The following is a 16,876-nucleotide window of genomic DNA, read 5'->3' as shown; positions in this document are numbered from 1 at the left end:
TCATCCATCGCAAGCACGCTTTCGGTTCCGCAGACCGGGGAGCCTGGCCCTGGCGGCCCTGTGCCCGCCTCGCGCCGCCCTGCTGAGCCCCGCGCTTCTCGCGACGCGGCAGGTGCGGCCCTCTCACGCGGCCGGCATCGCGCCGGCCGAATCGGATGAATCAAGCGGCCTCCCAGGCCGCGCCTGAAAAGACGCCACGCCATGACCGAACTCGAATTCCAAGCCCTGTCCCGCGAGGGTTACAACCGCATCGCCCTCGTTTCCGAAGCCTTCGCCGATCTGGAAACCCCGCTGTCGCTGTATCTGAAGCTGGCGCACGCGACGAGCGGGGGCCGCAACACCTTTTTGTTGGAGTCCGTCGTCGGCGGCGAGCGCTTCGGCCGCTACTCCTTCATCGGCCTGTCCGCACGCACCGAGCTGCGGGTCAAGAACGGCACGACGCAAGTCCTGCGCGACGGCGCCGTGGTGGAAACGTCCGCGCAGCCGCCGCTGGCCTTCATCGAGGCGTTCCGCGCGCGTTACAAGGTCGCCCTGCCGGCGGGCATGCCGCGCTTTTGCGGTGGGCTGGCCGGTTATTTCGGCTACGAGGCGGCGCGCTACATCGAACCGCGCCTGATGGCCTCGGCGCGCAAGCATCCCAGGCCCGACCCGCTGGACCTGCCCGACATCCTGCTGCTGCTGTGCGAAGAGCTGGCGGTGATCGACAACCTATCGGGGCGGCTGTATCTCATCGTCTACGCCGACCCCGCGCAGCCCGAGGCCTATGCCCGCGCCCGCGCGCGGCTGCAGGCCCTGCGCGAACACCTGCGCTATTCGGTCACCGCCCCGCCGATGGCAAGCTCGCAAGTCACGCCGACCGAACGCGACTTCGACAAGGCCGACTACATCAAGGCGGTGGAGCAGGCCAAGGAGTACATCGCCGCCGGCGACTTCATGCAGGTGCAAGTGGGCCAGCGCCTGCGCAAGCGCTACACGCAATCGCCGCTGTCGCTGTACCGCGCGCTGCGCTCGCTCAACCCGTCGCCGTACATGTATTTCTACAACTTCGGCGATTTCCAGGTCGTCGGCTCGTCGCCGGAAATCCTCGTGCGCCAAGAAGCCACGGCCGAAGGCGAGAAGGTCACGATCCGCCCGCTGGCGGGCACCCGCCCGCGCGGCGCCAGTGCCGAACTGGATGCACAGCACGAGCGCGAACTGCTGGCCGACCCCAAGGAGCGGGCCGAGCACCTGATGCTCATCGACCTGGCGCGCAACGATCTGGGACGCATCGCGCGAACCGGCAGCGTGAAGGTGACCGAGGCCTTCGCGATCGAGCGCTACTCGCACGTCATGCACATCGTCAGCAATGTCGAAGGCCTGCTCAAGCCCGGACTCACGGCGCTCGACGTGCTGCGCGCCACCTTCCCCGCCGGCACCTTGTCGGGAGCGCCCAAGATCCGGGCGATGGAGGTCATCGACGAACTCGAACCCACGCGCCGCGGCCTGTACGGCGGCGCGGTGGGCTACTGGAGCTTCGCCGGCGACATGGACCTGGCCATCGCCATCCGCACCGGCATCCTCAAGGACGGCTGGCTGTACGTGCAGGCCGCCGCCGGCATCGTGGCCGATTCGGTGCCCGAGATGGAATGGCGCGAAACCGAGGCCAAGGCCCGCGCCGTGCTGCGCGCCGCCGAGCTGGTGCAGGAAGGGCTGGACGGCTAGCGGGGGCAATGCAAGAAATCGCCGGGCTGGCTAGCATCGGCTGTGAGGGGCCCCGCGGCACCTTGCACACTTCAGCTCCCATTCGAAGGAATTCCACATGAAACTGTATTTCAGCCCCGGCGCATGCTCGCTGTCCCCGCACATCGTGCTGACCGAACTCGGCCTGCCGGTGGAAACCGTCAAGGTCGACCTGCGCACCAAGGCCATGGACGGCGGCGGCGATTTCCTCGCCATCAATCCCAAGGGCTATGTCCCCGTGCTGCAGCTCGACGACGGCAGCATCCTCACCGAAGGTCCGGCCATCGTGCAGTACCTGGCCGATCGCAAGCCCGAGGCCGGCCTGGCTCCGGCCAACGGCACGATGGAGCGCTACCGCCTGCAGGAGTGGCTGAACTTCATCTCCACCGAACTGCACAAGCAGTTCAGCCCGCTGTTCAATCCGGACTCGACCGAGGCGGTGAAAGAAGCCCAGAAAAAGCGCCTGAGCCAGCGTTTCGCCTTCATCGCCCAGACCCTCGGCAAACAGGACTACCTGCTGCCCTCGGGCTTCAGCGTGGCCGACGCCTACCTGTACACGGTCCTGACCTGGGCCGGGTTCGTCGGGCCGGACCTCGCCGCCTGGCCTGCCCTGCAAGCCTATATGGCACGCATGCAGGCGCGCCCAGGCGTGGCCGCCACCCTGGCGGCCGAACGCGAAGCGAAAAAATCTTGAGCGTGGCGCGCGGCCGCTAAGCGGGCGAGGCGCGCACCAGCCATGACGGCCGGCACGTCCACGCTGCCGCTGCCCCCGGCCCCCGGAGCCGGGTCGCGCGAAGTCGCCAGCGCCCTGCTGTGGACCACCCAGCCGGTGGCCATCGCGGTGGCGGCGAACAGCGTGCCGCCCCTGCTGCAGGCGACGGTGGCGACCAGCTCGGCGCTGCTCCTGCTCTGGCTATGGACCCGCTGGCACAACGTCCCCGTTCTCGCGCAGGACGATTCCCTGGGCCCCGGCACACTGCTGGGCTTGTTGTTCAGCGCGCGCCTGGGCCTGCTTTACCTGGCGATCTCCGAGATTTCCGCGCCCCTCGCCATGGTGCTGACCTTTGGGGCGCTGGTGGCCCTGCACGCGGGTCGCGCGCTGGTCCAGCGCGGCCGGGTGGGCGTCTCGCTGGCCGCGATCGTGCTGGCCGCGGCGGCCGTGCTTCTGGGCCTGCTGCTCGCCAACGGCTGGGGCGCCTTCTGGGCCCTGGCGGCCGGCTTGCTGTGGTCGCGCGAGGCGCTGCTGGCACGCCACCCGCACCTGGCGCACTGCGGCGGCGAAAAAATCATGTTCTACCAACTCATCGGTGCCGCCGTGACCCTTCCGGTGGCGTCGGTCGTGGCCGGCGACAACTGGCTGCTCGAACCCAGCCGGGCGGGCCTGGTTTCGCTCGGCGTGCAAATCCTGGTGGGCGGGCTGGCGCTGCCCCTGCTCTGGTTCGCCCCCGGCGCGGCGCAGCGCCCGCGGCCGCTCGCGGCCTTGGCGCTGGTGGCGCCGCTGGCCACGCTGGCGCTGCAAACCTGGATCGTCGGCTGGCCCGGCCCCTTGGTCGGCGCCGCCTGCCTTTTGCTCACCGCGGCGGCCTGGCTCACCACACGCCGGGGATGAAGCGGCGGGTGCGCGCGCAATAGCCTGCGTAGTCGGGCCAGCGCTCGCGCAGCAAACGCTCTTCGAGGCCCGCCTTGAAATTGAGCACCACCAGCAGCGCCATCCACAAGAGGGCCTGGGCAAGCCCGTGCGAGATGGCCGCCACGCCGGCCATGCCCAGCAGCAAAGCCACGTACATGGGATGCCGCACCCAGCGGTAAGGGCCGCCGGTGACGAGCCGTCCGCCCTCCTTGGGCTCCGGCCGGATGTTGAAATTGCCCGGGCGGTTGTGCGCGAAGACCCAGAGCACCAGCGCCACGGCGAACGCACCGAGCGCGAAGCCGGCTCCGCTCCAGCCCCAGTCGGCCGGCCACAACAGCATGGCGGCGATCAGCCCGAATTGCGCGGCCACCCACATGCGCGATTGCAGTCCGACGCTCACCGTGTTTGCTCCTGCGCCATGGCGTGCGCGCGGCGCCTGAACATCGCCCAGCCCTTCATGCTCAGCACGGCCGCGTCGTCCTGGTTGAACAATTCCCAATGCGACTGCACCAGGCCGAGATCAGGCTTGCTGCGCATCGGGCGGGCGTCGAGCACCGTCATGCGCAAGCGCAGGACGTCCCCCGGGCGTACCGGCTTGAGCCAGCGCAGCTCGTCGAGACCCGGCGAGCCCTGGCTCGTGGTGCGCAACAGGTAGGCGTCGCACATCAGGCGCATGGCCATGGCGCAGGTGTGCCAGCCGCTGGCGACGAGGCCGCCGAACAGGGAATGCCCCGCCGCCGCCTCGTCCACATGAAACGGCTGCGGATCGAACTGGCGGGCAAAGTCGAGTATGGCCTCGCGGCTCACGGTGGTGCTGCCGCAATCGATCACCCGGCCGGGAGGAAAATCTTCCCAGCCAAGAATGTCTCCAGGGCCGTCGTGCGGCGCCGTCGCGTCTGCCGAGCGCTCTTGAGGAAACGTCGACGAAAGCCGGGTGCGCTCCGGCGTTTCCGTGCGCGCGCCCTCGCGCTCGGGTGAAGTGGGTGGCGTGGTCGGGTCCATGCCCGGATGGTAGAACCTGCGGCGCGGCACCGTGGTCCTCCAGGGCAAACCGCCTCCGCCATCTTGCCGCGGGGGCTTAGGCGCCAGCGACTCGCCTCATCGCTGGCCGACGCGGGTCGCGCCGAACAAGGCCTTGTGCGCCGCGGGCTGGCAACGCCAGTACTGCGGTGGCGCGACGGTCTGTGCGCCCAGGCGCGCCGCGGCGTGCCAGGGCCAGCGCGGGTCATAAAGCATCGCGCGCGCCAACGCAACGAGGTCGGCGCGGCCGTCGGCAATGACGGCTTCGGCCTGCTCGGCTTCGGTGATCAGGCCGACCGCGACCACCGGCATGTCGACATGGCGGCGGATGTGTTCGGCCAGGCCCACCTGGTAGCCCGGACCCACGCTGATGCGTTGCAGCGGTGACACGCCGCCGCTCGATACGTGGGCGAAGGCGCAGCCGCGCTGCCGCAGCGCCGCGCACAGCGCGACGCTTTGCTCGGGATCCCAGCCGCCGTCCACCCAGTCGGTGGCGGACAGGCGCACGCCCACAGGCACGCGCGCGGGCACCGTCCCGCGCACCGCGTCGAACACCTCGAGCACGAAACGCATGCGGTTGTCCAGCGAACCGCCATAGGCGTCGGTGCGCTGGTTCGACAGCGGCGACAGGAACTGGTGCAGCAGGTAGCCGTGCGCCGCGTGCAGTTCGATCAGGTCCAGCCCGAGGCGTACCGCACGTTGCGCCGCGTCGACGAAGCCCTGACGGATGCGCTGCAGGCCGGCGGCATCGAGCTGGACCGGGGCCGGCTCGCCGCTGCCGTGGGGAATGGGCGAAGGCGCCACGCAATCCCAGCCGCCGTCGGCCGGCAGCAACAGCGCACCGCCATCCCAGGGCGCGCGGCTCGAGGCCTTGCGCCCGGCGTGCGAGAGCTGGATGCCGATGGGCATCGGCGAGTGCTGGCGCACGCCGCGCAGCACGCGGCGCAGCGCCTGCTCGTTGGCGTCGTTCCACAGGCCCAAGTCCTGCGGCGTGATGCGGCCGTCGGCGGTGATCGCGGTGGCCTCCAGGATCAGCAGTCCGGCGCCCGAGATCGCCATCTGGCCCAGGTGCATGAGGTGCCAGTCGGTGGCACAACCCTCGTCGGCCGAATACTGGCACATCGGGGCGACGACAATGCGGTTGGCCAGCTCGAGCTCGCCGAGCCGGATCGGGGTGAACAGTGGACTCATGGTCGCGGGGATGGTGGGATGATCAGGTCTGGAACAGCCAGGGCTCGGTCTCGCGTCGGCGCTGCTCGTAGGCACGGATATAGGAGGCTTGCGCCAGGGTCCGCGCGATGTCGTCCAGCCCCTCGACCAGCGCCTGCTTGCGGTGCGCGTCGATGGCGAATTGGAAGACATCCCCCTCGGGTAGGGTCAGCGTCTGCGCGGGCAGGTCGATGCGCATTCGCCAACCGGGCCGGGCCTCGACACGGCGGAACAGCGCGTCGATCCGTGCCGCGTCGAGCACGATGGGCAGCAGTCCGTTCTTGAAACAGTTGCCGAAAAAGATGTCGGCGAAGCTCGGCGCGATCACCGCGCGGAACCCCGCGTTGTCCAGCGCCCAGACCGCGTGCTCGCGGCTCGAGCCGCAGCCGAAATTCTCTCTGGCCAGCAGAATCGAGGCCCCGGCGTAGCGCGCCTGGTTCATCGGGAAGTCGGGGTTGGGCTGGCGCTGCGCCGGATCCTGGCCGGGCTCGCCGCGGTCGAGGTAGCGCCATTCATCGAACAGGTTGGGGCCGAAGCCCGTGCGCTCGATGGACTTGATGAACTGTTTGGGAATCAGCGCGTCGGTGTCGACATTCGCGCGGTCCAGCGGCATCACCAGGCCGTCGAGCACAGTGAAGGCTTGCATCACAGCGTGCTCCAGGCGTCGGGGGCGGCCAGCCGGCCGGCCAGCGCGGACGCCGCCGCCGCCGCAGGGCTGACCAGGTGGCTGCGGCCGAGCGCGCCTTGCCGGCCTTCGAAATTGCGGTTCGAGGTCGATGCGCAACGTTCGCCCGGCTGCAGGCGGTCGTCGTTCATGCCCAGGCACATCGAGCAGCCCGGGTCGCGCCACTCGAAACCGGCGTTGCGAAACACCCGGTGCAAGCCCTCGGCCTCGGCCTGCGCCTTGACCAGCCCGGAGCCGGGCACGACCAGCGCCTGGCGGATGTTGGGCGCGATGCGGCGACCAGCCAGCACCGCGGCGGCGGCCCGCAGGTCCTCGATACGCGAGTTGGTGCACGAACCGATGAACACCTTGTCGAGCACGATGTCGCGCATCGGCGTGCCGGGTTGCAGGCCCATGTACTCGAGGGCCCGGGTCATGGCCGCGGCTTTCGCGCGGTCGCTCTCCAGCGCGGGGTCGGGCACCTGGGCGTCGATCGGCACCACCATCTCGGGCGAGGTGCCCCAGGTGGCCATCGGGCGCACGTGGCTGGCGTCGATGTCGATGCACGCATCGAAGGCCGCGCCGGCATCGCTGCGCAGGCCGCGCCAGTCGGCGACGGCGCGTTCCCACAACGCCCCTGACGGGGCGTAGGGACGCCCCGTCAGGTAGTCGATGGTGGTCGCGTCGACGCCGATCAGGCCGACGCGGGCCCCGGCCTCGATGGCCATGTTGCACAGGGTCATGCGCCCTTCCATGGACAAGCGCGAGATGGCCTCGCCGGCGAACTCGATCGCATGGCCGGTCGCGCCGGCGGTGCCGATGCGCCCGATGATGTGCAACGCCAGGTCCTTCGCGCTGATCCCCCAGGGCAGGGCCGGGTCGATGCGCACCAACATGGTCTTCATGCGCCGCACCGACAGGCACTGCGTGGCCAGCACGTGCTCGACCTCGGAGGTGCCGACGCCGAAGGCCAGCGCGCCGAACGCGCCGTGGGTGCTGGTGTGCGAGTCGCCCGCCACCACGGTCATGCCCGGCAGGGTCGCGCCCTGTTCGGGGCCGATGACGTGGATGATGCCCTGGCGCCGATCGCCGAGCCCGAACTCGGTGATGCCGAATTCGGCGCAGTTGCGTCCGAGCTGCTCGACCTGCCTGCGCGACAGCGGGTCGCTGATGCCGGCCACGCCAAGCGCGCGTGCCGTGGTCGGCACGTTGTGGTCGGCCGTTGCCAGCACGGTGGCGGCGCGCCAGGGCTTGCGTCCGCCCAGGCGCAGGCCTTCGAAGGCCTGCGGACTGGTGACCTCGTACACCAGGTGGCGGTCGACGTACAGCAGGCTGGGCGCGTCGGGGTCGGCATCCGCGCCGAGCGGCACGAGGTGCCGCTGCCAGAGCTTGTCGAACAGGGTCTGCGCCGTCATGCCGCGGCGCCTCCGCAAACTGGCGCGGCGCCCGCCAGGCGCGGCTGCCCGGCGCCCTCGGGCAGGGGGTAGCGCCGGCTCGACGGACCGGCCTTGGCCACCTGGCCCGGCACGTCGTGGCCGACCAGGCCGGGAAGCGTGCGCGAGCACGCGATCAGCCCCGCAAGGTCGACGCCGGTGGCGTAGCCCATGGCCTGCAGCATGTGCACCATGTCCTCGGTGCACACGTTGCCGCTGGCGCCCGGCGCGAAGGGGCATCCGCCGAGTCCGCCCAGCGAGGCGTCGAAACGATCCACCCCGGCCTCGAGCGCGGCCAGCACGTTGGCCAGACCCATGCCGCGGGTGTCGTGGAAATGCGCGGTCAGCATGATCTGCGGGTGGCGCGCGATCACCGCGGCGCAAAGCTGCTGCACCTGCGCCGGGTGGGCCATGCCGGTGGTGTCGCACAGGGTCAGGCGGCGGATGCCCAGGCCGGCGATGCGTTCGACCAGGCGCAACACCTCGGCCTGGCCGACCTCGCCCTCGAACGGGCAGCCGAAAGCGGTCGACAGCGAGGCGTTGATCTCGCTGCGCCCGCGCGCCAGCGCGACGATGTCGGCGAACTGCGCCAGCGACTGCTCGCGGCTCATGCGCAGGTTGGCGCGGTTGTGGCTCTCGCTGGCCGACATCACGATGTTGAGCTCATCGGCCTGGCAGGCCAGCGCGCGTTCGCCGCCTTTGGCGTTGGGCACCAGCGCGGCGTACTCGACGCCGGGCATGCGCTGGATGCCGGCCATGACCTCGGCGGCGTCGGCCAGCGCGGGAATCGCCTTCGGCGAGGAAAACGACGTCACCTCGATTTTGGCCAGGCCGCTGCGCGAGAGGCGATCGATGAGGGCGATCTTGTCGGCGGTCGGCACGAACACCGGCTCGATCTGGAAGCCATCGCGCACCGATACTTCCTGGATGTACAGGCGTTTGCCCTCGGCTGCTTGCAGCATGTCGGATCCCCTTCTTCAGATCGCGCCGCCAGCGCGCATTTGCTCGCGCGCCTGGGCTCCGTAACCCAGTTCCTCGAGGATCTGGTCGGTATGCTCGCCCAACGCCGGACCCAGCCAGCGCGTGCGGCCCGGAGTCTGCGACAGCTTGGGCACGACGCCGGGAAAGTCGACTTGCTGGCCGCCGGGCAGCGTGTGGGGCTCGATCATCTCGCGCGCGCGGTAATGCGCGTCGGCATGGATGTCGGCCGCGGTGTAGATGCGCCCGCTCGGCACCTCGGCCGCTTCCAGCACCTGCAGCACGTGCTCCAGGTCGTGAGCGCCGGTCCACGCGCCGATGGCCTCGTCGAGCAAGTCGGCCTGGCGCACGCGGCCCTCGTTGCGGGCCAGTTGCGGATCGTCGGCCAGGTCGGCGCGGCCGATCGCGTGCATCAGCCGGCGGTAGATGCTGTCGGCGTTGCCGGCGATGATCACATAGCGACCGTCGCGGCACAGATACGTGTTCGACGGCGCGATACCCGGCAGCGTGGCGCCGGAGCGCTCGCGCACGAAGCCCTGGGCGGAATACTCCGGGATCAGGCTTTCCATGATCCCGAACACGGCTTCGTACAACGCCACGTCGATGAACTGCCCGCTTCCGCCATTGACCTTCAGATGGTGCATGGCCATCATCGCCCCGATCACCCCGTACAGCGAAGCCAGGGTGTCGCCCAGGCTCACGCCGGTACGCACCGGCGGGCGCCCGGGTTCGCCGACCAGGTAGCGCAGCCCGCCCATGGACTCGGCGATCGCGGCGAACCCCGGGCGGTCCTTGTACGGACCTGTCTGGCCGTAACCGGACACTCGCACCATGATCAGCGACGGATTGATGCGATGCAGGTCCTCCCAGCCCAGGCCCCATTGCTCGAGGGTGCCGGGGCGGAAGTTCTCGATCACGATGTCCGCGGTGGCCGCCAACTCACGCACGATGCGCTGCCCGTCGGCGTGCTTGAGGTTGACGGTCAGCGATTTCTTGTTGCGGCTTTGCGCGTACCACCACAGCGAGGTGCCACGGTGCAGTTTGCGCCAGGAACGTAGCGGGTCGCCGAGCCCGGGCGACTCGATCTTGATCACCTCGGCGCCGAACTGGGCCAGCAGCGCGGCGGCATAGGGCCCGGCGATCAGCGTGCCGAGTTCGACGACGCGGATCCCAGCCAGGGGCAGGGGCGCGTCAGTCTCACCGCCAAGGGTTTGTTCTTGCATGATGGAAGGTGTTCGGGAGAGAAGCCGCGTCGAACGACGATCCGTCGACGCATGCTCAACCAAGGGTTCATCGACGGTTCGCGTCGGCACCGCCGACGCAAAACGCTCAATCCGGCAGGCCGGTCGCCACCGTTTCCGGCAGCATCCACGGCAGCACCAGCCCCAGCACGTAGACCGAGCCCATGATCAGCGCGGCCTGGCTGATTCCGCCGAACGAGTGGATGAGCGTGCCGGCGATGATGGGAAACACCCAGGCGATGAGCCGCGCGGCGTTGAACACCACGCTGATGGCGGTCGAACGCACCGTCGAGGTGAACAGCTCGACCGGGTAGATGGCCATCCACACATAGGCGCACCCCAAGGTGAAAAAGCCGTTGACCGGCGCCACGATCATCATCGCATCCACCGTATGGGTGAACTTGTAGGTGATGACCGTGGTGATCAGGCAGCCGACGAAGGTCAGGAACATGAAGACGCGCCGGCCGATGGCGTCGGCGATGAAGCCGGCGATCATGTAGGCCACGATCGCCCCCACCGTGTAGGAGATGGATACCCGCGCGCCCCACACCGGGCCGCCGGCCAGGCCCTGCGCCTTGGCCAGGCCGATGGTGTAGATGGGCAGCCAACTCGAGATCGCCCACCAGCCCACGGTCGTGACGATCGACAGCACCGTGGTGATGATGGTGCGGCGGCGCGCCACCGGATCGCGGAACAGCTGGGCCAGCGAGAATGGCCGCCGCGATGTCTTGTCGCCGCTGCGCACGCTGGCCTCGGTGGGGCCCCAACGGCGCTCGCGCACCGCCTCGCGCCACTTCTCCGACTCGTCGATGCCGCGACGCAGGTACAGCACGAACAGCGCCGGCACCGCGCCGAGGATGAACATCAGGCGCCAGCTCTGCGCGCCCAACGGATGCGTGCTCGACAGCACGTACCACGCCACCGAGGCCAGCAGCGTGCCCCAGCCGAAGCCCGACTGCAGGAAACCGGCGCCCTTGGCGCGCGCGTTTTGCGGCCAGGTCTCGGCAAGCAGCGAGATGCCCGTGCTCCACTCGCTGCCCAGCGCCAGGCCGGTGAGAAAGCGCAGCGCGCACAGCATCACAAAACTGTCGGCGAACGCGGTCAGGCCCGAGAACATCGCATACAGGAACACCGACCACAGCATCATGCGCTTGCGCCCGATGTAGTCGGCCAGCACCCCGCCCACCAGCCCGCCCAGCCCCCAGCCCAGCAGCGTGATGCCGATGGCCGTGCCGGCATACACCGGAAACGACGCCAGCTGCGCCGGTGCGAGCAGCGAATGCAGCATGGGCACGAGGACCATGACCAGCGCGATCGCCTCATAACCATCGAAGACCCAGCCGAGGAATCCCCCGGTGAGCACTCGCCAATGCATCGCCGTCAACCCGGTGTTCCAGCGTGCCGGGGCGAGCTGCGCCGCCTCCATCTTGTTCGCGTCCATCGTCTCCTCCTTATGCTTTGAGCCAGATCCCGGCCGGGCGTCGCCGCGTCCGCCGATCGAGTTCAAGCTTAGGGGGAGATCCCCGTTGTCGATTCGAAACTGGTTGACCTATCCTTAACCATTGGTTAACTCAATTCGATGGAACATGCGATCAACCCGGCTCGCTTCGACCTGACGACTCTGCGGCTGTTTGTCGCAGCCGTCGAGGCGGGCAGCCTGACGCTCGGCGCCGAGCACATGGCAATCAGCCTGCCGGCGGCGAGCAAGCGGCTGGCCGAGCTGGAAAGCCATGTTGGCAGCACGCTGCTGGTCCGCAACAAGAAGGGCGTGACGCCGACCGCCCCGGGGCTGACTTTCCTGCGCTATGCGATCAGCATCGTCGCCGGCATCGAGCAGCTGTCGGTGGCGATGGTCGACTATCACAGGGGGGCGGGCGGCCACCTGCGCCTTTGGGCCAACACCTCGGCCTTCACCGGTTTCCTGCCGAACCTGCTGGCGCTCTATTCGGCGGCCTACCCTTCGGTCATGCTCGACTTGGAGGATGCCCTCAGCGAGGAGGTGGTCCGCGCGGTGGCGCGCGGCAATGCCGAGCTGGGCATCATTGGCAACAATACGCCCATCGGCGATCTACAGGCCCTGGCCTGCGACAGCGACGAACTGATGCTGGTGCTGCCCGCGGCGCATCCGCTGGCGGGCCTCGACGCGGTGCCGATCGACGAGGTGCTGCGCCACGACATCGTCGGCCTGAACCGCGCGACTTCGCTGATGCGCCAGATCGCCGCGGCGGCCGATGCCAAGGGCCTGCAGCTGAAAATCCGCGTGCAAGTGCGCGGTTTCGACGAAGTCTGCCGCATGATCGTGGCCGGCCTGGGCATCGGGATCCTGCCGATGGCCGGCGCGGTTCCGCACGTGAAATCGATGGGGCTGGCGCTCAAACGGCTGTCCGGCATGCCCACCCGCCGCCAACTGCTGCTGGTGATGCGCGACGAGCCCTCGCTATCGTTGCCCGCCAGCGCCTTGGTCCGCATGGTTCGCGAGCGCGAGCAGAAACTGTCGGCGAGCCGCGCCTTCGCGCAAACCGCCCCGACATTTACAGACCCGACGAGACATCCCTTCCTGTAGCCGTTTGCGGGTGCGGGTCTTCCGGGTATGCGTCTTTCGTGTGACTGACATCGAGATGTCACACATACTGCCGACACTATCAAGCCATCGATTCCCACATGGAAGCTTGATCATGTTTCAAAACTTGCGCGTGAGCGTTCGACTCGGACTTGGGTTCGGCGCACTGATGGCCTTGCTGCTGATTCTCGCCGGCTACGGCATCGTCCAAATGGCGCGGATCAACGGCCATCTGCGCGAAATCGTCAACCAGGACGTCCGCCGCGAAAAGTTGTTGAATCAGATCCAGTTCAACTTTCGAAACAGCACGGGCACGATGTACGACACCATGCTCAAAAGCGATTGGTCCGCGGCGCGCAAGGCGGTGCTCCAGGCCAATCACGCAAGCACGAATCGCATCATGCTGGAGCTCCGCGCCATGCCCATGAGCGCCCAGTCGGCCGATCTGCTCAAGCATGTCGAGACCCTGCTCATGGAGGGGCGCAAATTCCAGGAGGCCGCGATTCAGTTGATGTCGCAGGATCTTTATCTGCAAGCCGTTCCCGTTTTCACCCAGCAGTACCTGCCGATCGTCAGCCAGATACGCGGCGATCTCGAACGCCTGTCGGCACTGCAGGATGCGAAGATCCAAAAGGCCTACGAAAGCAGCGAGCAGGACTATCGCACGGCGCGCATGCTGGGGTTCGGGTTTAGCTTCGCGGCGCTGGCTCTGGCGATATTCATCGCGACATGGATCACCCGTTCGTTGACGCGCCAGCTGGGCGGCGAACCGGCCGAGGTGGCACGCCTGGCACAGGCGATCGCCGCCGGCGATCTGTCGATCGGCCCCGCGTCTTCAGGCGTGCCCGTCAACAGCGTGATGGACGCCGTGTACACCATGCGCGCCAAGCTGCTGAGTGCGCTGACGACCGTGCGCGCCGCCGCCGACAACCTGTCCTCGGCCTCGACCCAGGTCTCCAGCACCTCGCAAAGCCTGTCGCAGTCGGCCTCGGAGCAGGCCGCCTCGGTGGAAGAGACTTCGGCCACGCTGGAGCAGGCCACGGCCTCGATCAAGCAAAACGCCGACAACGCCCGTCTCACCGACGCCATGGCGCAGCAGGCTTCGTCCCAGGCGCGCGAGGGGGGCGCGGCAGTGCAGCAGACGGTGGCGGCCATGCAGTCGATCGCCGAGCGCATCTCGATCATCGACGACATCGCGTATCAAACGAACATGCTGGCGCTCAACGCGGCCATCGAGGCCGCCCGCGCCGGCGAGCATGGCAAGGGCTTTGCCGTGGTGGCCGCCGAGGTGAGAAAGCTGGCCGAGCGCAGCCAGGTCGCGGCCAAGGAGATCGGCGATCTGGCCTCCAGTTCGGTCAAGCAAGCGGAAGCGGCCGGCGGCCTGCTGGGGCAGATCGTGCCGGCCATTTCGAAGACCAGCGACTTGGTGCAGGAGATCAACGCCGCCAGCGAGGAGCAGGCCACCGGCATGCAGCAGATCAGCCAGGCCATGGGACAACTCAGTGCGGTGACGCAGCAAAACGCCTCGGCCTCGGAAGAACTCGCCGCCACCGCCGAGGAAATGAACCAGCAAGCTGGCCTGCTGCAAAACATCATGCGCGGATTCAGGCTCGAAGCCGAGGCGGATCATGGCCACGCGCAGGCCGAACCATCGGCGCGCCAGTCGCATGCGCAGCGTATGCCGAGAATGGCGATGCAAAGCTGAAGGCGGCGCTACGCCGCCACGCCGTCCGCGGCAAGATCGGCCGCGATCAGCCGGAATTGCTCCAGCGCCGCTTCCAGATCGTCCACGATCTCCGCCGCGATCACTTCCGGCGCCGGCAGCTTGTCGGAGTCCGACATCGACTCGTCCTTGAGCCAGAAGATGTCCAGGCTGGCCTTGTCGCGCTTGATCAGGTCTTCGTAGTCGTAAGCGCGCCAGCGGCCGTCGGGGTTGTCTGCCGACCACGTCGGCTTGCGGTCGTGCCGATTGGCCGGGTTGTAGCACCGCACGAACTCGTCCAGGTCTTCCCGCTTCAGCGGATCGGTCTTGAGCGTGAAGTGCCTGTTGGTGCGCAGGTCGTAGATCCACAGCTTGCGGGTCCACGGGGTTTCACTGGCGGGCTTCTTGTCGAAGAACAGCACGTTCGCCTTCACGCCCTGGGCGTAGAACAGGCCGGTGGGCAGGCGCAGCAGGGTGTGGACGTCGCAGTCGTGCAGCAGTTTGCGGCGGATGGTCTCGCCGGCCCCGCCTTCGAACAGCACGTTGTCCGGCAGCACCAGGGCGGCGCGGCCGTTCTGCTTCAGCAGCGTCTTCACGTGCTGAACGAAGTTGAGCTGCTTGTTCGAGGTGGTGGCCCAGAAGTCGTCGCGCTCGACGGTGTCGCGCTCCTTGCTGACCTTGCCCTCCTCGCCCACGATGGTGGTGCTGCTCTTTTTGCCGAAGGGCGGATTGGTCAGCACCACATCGAAGCGCTCGCCGGGATCGGCGGCCAGCGAATCACCCACCGCAATCGGCTCGAACTCCTGGCTGCCGATGCCGTGCAGCAACATGTTCATCGCGCACAGCCGGGCGGTGGCCTGCACCAGTTCCCAGCCCTTGAAGCTTTCCCCGCGCAGCTTCTTCTTCTCCGCCGAGGTCATGTTGGGATAGTGCTTCACCACATAGTCGTGGGCCGCCAGCAGAAAGCCGCCGGTGCCGCAGGCCGGGTCGGAGATGGTCTCGCCGGGCCGGGGCGCCATGGCGTCGACAATCGCCTGGATCAGCGGGCGCGGCGTGAAGTACTGGCCCGCGCCGGACTTGGTGTCTTGCGCGTTCTTCTCCAGCAGGCCCTCGTAGGCGTCGCCCTTCACGTCGGCGCTCATCGACACCCAGGTTTCCTTGTCGATCAGGGCAGTGTGGACCATCGTCATCGGGCATCCCCCTTCAACTCGAAATGCTGTTCGAGCGAATCAACCAGCTTCCGGGTCAAATCCAACGTGTCGTTGAAACGCACTTGCTGCCAGGCGCGCAAATTGAAACCAATAGTCTTGTCCTCAACTTTGTTGGCGTCTGCAATCAGGATGAAGTTGGCGAATTCGATACGGCCGTGGGCGGCTGCGCACCCGCGCCGACATCGGTAGAACACTGAAAGTACCGAATCGAGTTGCGGAGTATTTTGGGCACGACGAAACAGACTACCGAGGCTTGTCCTTTCCGCGCTTCTGAAACTGGGCTGGTCAATCAAGCGCCTGACTGGCTCGCATGGAGCACTCACCCGTGCAGGCTGGACTGACTTCACGTTCGCCTTCCATGACGGGGACGAGATCGGGCCTCGAATGTTGGCAAGAGGTGCCCAGCACACCGGACTCACTCCAGACTTCTTCACGTTCCCAGAATCAACCGTCCAAGGCCGGTTTCGTCCATCCCGGGCAACATCTGCCCGCGGGCAATGCCATGTCGCCGCCGCAGTTGATCCTCGTCAAGCCGGCATTTGCTGCGCAGTACTACAAAAGAAAAGCGTTTTTGACGTCGCTTGATACGCGGTGACATGCGTCAGCCACGTTTATCAACATGCGCCCTGCCGCAAGAAGAGCGCGGCATTCGGTTTTCAAAGCCAACAAGAAGGGTGTTTGGAATGGAACGAAATGCATTGACCTCAATGCCCATGAATTGGTTCCAGGAGCGTGAAAACGCACGCCGGTCGCATTTCTACGAGATTTGGGAAAACAGCGTCCCTCAGGTTTTTCAGGATGTTCCGACTTATTATCGGAAAGGTAATATCGTCGCGAGCCTCGGGGTCTGGGAAATATGGGTCTGGCAGTTCGTCCGCTCCATCATTCTGAACCCTGGCGATCATGTCCTCGATGTTGCGGCCGGCACCAATGACCTTGGTCTTCGCCTGCTCAAGAAACAACCTGACATCCACGTGACCGCTGTCGATCGCAGTCGTGACATGCAACGACAGGGGCAGGTTCTTGCCAAGCGGAATCAGGTACGGATCGAAAGCGTGATCCACGACGCGCATGAACTTCCGTTTCCCGATAATTCCTTCGACGTGGTCACGCTCCAGGCCGCATCGCGGCATTTGCAACTCGACAAGGTTTTTCCTGAAATCTACCGCGTGCTCAAACCCAACGGCAGGTTCTATCACTGCGACATGCTCCGCCCGACTCACCGCATCGTCGAGTGGTTATATCTTCGCTTTCTCAAAATATCCGTGGCCTTGACCGCTGCGGCTTTTGGATCTTCTGCCGCCGCGCGCAATTGCGGCACCTATTTCAGCGATGCGATCCATCATTTCTATACTCCAGACGAATTATCCGCCGTGCTTGGTTTGTGCGGATTTTCGAAAATTCATTGTCGAAAAAGCGTCTGGGGTGGAATGGTCGGGTTCCACGCGGCGCGTAAGGTCGTTGCCGAATCGCCGAGCTCCGGTGGCTAGCCGCCGGAGCTCGGCGGAG

At 67.1% G+C, this 16,876-nt stretch carries 17 protein-coding genes; 7 read left to right on the top strand and 10 right to left on the bottom strand.

The features are described 5' to 3' along the window. Positions 1-201: 201 nt before the first annotated feature. The 3 genes from trpE to THIARS_RS02395 all read left to right on the top strand — a co-directional run bounded on the left by trpE (position 202) and on the right by THIARS_RS02395 (position 3,328). Positions 202-1,701, top strand: a complete 1,500-nt coding sequence (gene trpE, locus THIARS_RS02405; RefSeq protein ID WP_094159311.1) for an anthranilate synthase component I — start codon at positions 202-204, stop codon at positions 1,699-1,701. A 97-nt stretch (positions 1,702-1,798) separates the two neighbouring features. Further along, positions 1,799-2,413 (top strand): glutathione transferase GstA, encoded by a 615-nt coding sequence (gstA, locus tag THIARS_RS02400; protein WP_094159310.1) that lies wholly within the window; start codon positions 1,799-1,801, stop codon positions 2,411-2,413. Positions 2,414-2,455: 42 nt separating this feature from the next. Next, positions 2,456-3,328, top strand: coding sequence for a hypothetical protein (locus THIARS_RS02395; RefSeq protein WP_094159309.1), 873 nt, complete (start codon positions 2,456-2,458; stop codon positions 3,326-3,328). Here the strand turns inward: THIARS_RS02395 and THIARS_RS02390 are convergent. The 8 genes from THIARS_RS02390 to THIARS_RS02355 all read right to left on the bottom strand — a co-directional run bounded on the left by THIARS_RS02390 (position 3,309) and on the right by THIARS_RS02355 (position 11,335). Further along, entirely contained in the window at positions 3,309-3,749 is a 441-nt protein-coding gene (locus THIARS_RS02390; protein ID WP_245845449.1) for a methyltransferase family protein, read from the bottom strand. The two genes, THIARS_RS02395 and THIARS_RS02390, sit on opposite strands and share 20 nt — an antisense overlap. Continuing rightward, a complete protein-coding gene (locus tag THIARS_RS02385) occupies positions 3,746-4,213 on the bottom strand; it encodes a MaoC family dehydratase (RefSeq protein ID WP_245845736.1) in 468 nt (155 codons plus the stop codon). The genes THIARS_RS02390 and THIARS_RS02385 overlap by 4 nt, the downstream gene beginning before the upstream one ends. 234 nt (positions 4,214-4,447) lie before the next feature. After that, positions 4,448-5,560, bottom strand: a complete 1,113-nt coding sequence (locus THIARS_RS02380; protein WP_094159307.1) for an NADH:flavin oxidoreductase/NADH oxidase — start codon at positions 5,558-5,560, stop codon at positions 4,448-4,450. A gap of 22 nt (positions 5,561-5,582) precedes the next feature. Beyond that, on the bottom strand, positions 5,583-6,224 hold the full coding sequence (gene leuD / locus THIARS_RS02375; RefSeq protein ID WP_094159306.1) for a 3-isopropylmalate dehydratase small subunit: 642 nt from the start codon (positions 6,222-6,224) through the stop codon (positions 5,583-5,585). Next, complete coding sequence (gene leuC, locus THIARS_RS02370) at positions 6,224-7,657, bottom strand: 3-isopropylmalate dehydratase large subunit (protein WP_094159305.1); 1,434 nt, start codon at positions 7,655-7,657, stop codon at positions 6,224-6,226. Before leuC ends, leuD begins: the two co-directional genes overlap by 1 nt. Further along, a complete protein-coding gene (locus THIARS_RS02365) occupies positions 7,654-8,637 on the bottom strand; it encodes a hydroxymethylglutaryl-CoA lyase (protein WP_094159304.1) in 984 nt (327 codons plus the stop codon). Before THIARS_RS02365 ends, leuC begins: the two co-directional genes overlap by 4 nt. A 15-nt stretch (positions 8,638-8,652) precedes the next feature. After that, positions 8,653-9,876 (bottom strand): CaiB/BaiF CoA transferase family protein, encoded by a 1,224-nt coding sequence (locus tag THIARS_RS02360; RefSeq protein WP_094159303.1) that lies wholly within the window; start codon positions 9,874-9,876, stop codon positions 8,653-8,655. Positions 9,877-9,982: 106 nt separating this feature from the next. Then, a complete protein-coding gene (locus THIARS_RS02355; RefSeq protein ID WP_094159302.1) occupies positions 9,983-11,335 on the bottom strand; it encodes an MFS transporter in 1,353 nt (450 codons plus the stop codon). A gap of 138 nt (positions 11,336-11,473) precedes the next feature. Here THIARS_RS02355 and THIARS_RS02350 point away from each other — a divergent pair, with 138 nt between their 5' ends. After that, complete coding sequence (locus THIARS_RS02350; RefSeq protein WP_094159301.1) at positions 11,474-12,457, top strand: LysR family transcriptional regulator; 984 nt, start codon at positions 11,474-11,476, stop codon at positions 12,455-12,457. Between the two features lie 112 nt (positions 12,458-12,569). Next, complete coding sequence (locus THIARS_RS02345) at positions 12,570-14,159, top strand: methyl-accepting chemotaxis protein (protein WP_094159300.1); 1,590 nt, start codon at positions 12,570-12,572, stop codon at positions 14,157-14,159. 8 nt (positions 14,160-14,167) lie between these two features. Here THIARS_RS02345 and THIARS_RS02340 read toward each other — a convergent pair whose 3' ends face one another. Then, entirely contained in the window at positions 14,168-15,346 is a 1,179-nt protein-coding gene (locus THIARS_RS02340; protein WP_222423019.1) for an HsdM family class I SAM-dependent methyltransferase, read from the bottom strand. Beyond that, positions 15,343-15,660 (bottom strand): hypothetical protein, encoded by a 318-nt coding sequence (locus THIARS_RS02335; RefSeq protein WP_141202315.1) that lies wholly within the window; start codon positions 15,658-15,660, stop codon positions 15,343-15,345. The genes THIARS_RS02340 and THIARS_RS02335 overlap by 4 nt, the downstream gene beginning before the upstream one ends. Here THIARS_RS02335 and THIARS_RS19220 point away from each other — a divergent pair. Together THIARS_RS19220 and THIARS_RS02325 are read left to right on the top strand one after the other, a co-directional pair. Next, positions 15,638-15,952, top strand: coding sequence for a type II toxin-antitoxin system HicA family toxin (locus THIARS_RS19220; protein WP_094159298.1), 315 nt, complete (start codon positions 15,638-15,640; stop codon positions 15,950-15,952). The genes THIARS_RS02335 and THIARS_RS19220 overlap by 23 nt on opposite strands. A gap of 11 nt (positions 15,953-15,963) precedes the next feature. Continuing rightward, positions 15,964-16,857 carry a class I SAM-dependent methyltransferase gene (locus THIARS_RS02325; RefSeq protein WP_094159297.1) on the top strand — a complete coding sequence of 298 codons (894 nt, stop codon included), beginning with the start codon at positions 15,964-15,966 and terminating at the stop codon, positions 16,855-16,857. Positions 16,858-16,876 lie beyond the last annotated feature (19 nt).

It is taken from the genome of Thiomonas delicata (assembly GCF_900088825.1).
GTDB lineage: Bacteria > Pseudomonadota > Gammaproteobacteria > Burkholderiales > Burkholderiaceae_C > Thiomonas_A > Thiomonas_A delicata.
The sequence above is the reverse complement of the archived record's forward strand: the minus strand, read 5'-3'. Positions and strand labels throughout refer to the sequence as shown.

Excerpts from the sequence above, each read along its gene's own strand:
- trpE (WP_094159311.1), top strand. The coding sequence starts at position 202 with ATGACCGAACTCGAATTCCAAGCCCTGTCCCGCGAGGGTTACAACCGC.
- gstA (WP_094159310.1), top strand. The coding sequence starts at position 1,799 with ATGAAACTGTATTTCAGCCCCGGCGCATGCTCGCTGTCCCCGCACATC.
- THIARS_RS02395 (WP_094159309.1), top strand. The coding sequence starts at position 2,456 with ATGACGGCCGGCACGTCCACGCTGCCGCTGCCCCCGGCCCCCGGAGCC.
- THIARS_RS02380 (WP_094159307.1), bottom strand. The coding sequence starts at position 5,560 with ATGAGTCCACTGTTCACCCCGATCCGGCTCGGCGAGCTCGAGCTGGCC.
- leuD (WP_094159306.1), bottom strand. The coding sequence starts at position 6,224 with ATGCAAGCCTTCACTGTGCTCGACGGCCTGGTGATGCCGCTGGACCGC.
- leuC (WP_094159305.1), bottom strand. The coding sequence starts at position 7,657 with ATGACGGCGCAGACCCTGTTCGACAAGCTCTGGCAGCGGCACCTCGTG.
- THIARS_RS02365 (WP_094159304.1), bottom strand. The coding sequence starts at position 8,637 with ATGCTGCAAGCAGCCGAGGGCAAACGCCTGTACATCCAGGAAGTATCG.
- THIARS_RS02360 (WP_094159303.1), bottom strand. The coding sequence starts at position 9,876 with ATGCAAGAACAAACCCTTGGCGGTGAGACTGACGCGCCCCTGCCCCTG.
- THIARS_RS02355 (WP_094159302.1), bottom strand. The coding sequence starts at position 11,335 with ATGGACGCGAACAAGATGGAGGCGGCGCAGCTCGCCCCGGCACGCTGG.
- THIARS_RS02350 (WP_094159301.1), top strand. The coding sequence starts at position 11,474 with ATGGAACATGCGATCAACCCGGCTCGCTTCGACCTGACGACTCTGCGG.
- THIARS_RS02345 (WP_094159300.1), top strand. The coding sequence starts at position 12,570 with ATGTTTCAAAACTTGCGCGTGAGCGTTCGACTCGGACTTGGGTTCGGC.
- THIARS_RS02340 (WP_222423019.1), bottom strand. The coding sequence starts at position 15,346 with ATGACGATGGTCCACACTGCCCTGATCGACAAGGAAACCTGGGTGTCG.
- THIARS_RS02325 (WP_094159297.1), top strand. The coding sequence starts at position 15,964 with ATGCGTCAGCCACGTTTATCAACATGCGCCCTGCCGCAAGAAGAGCGC.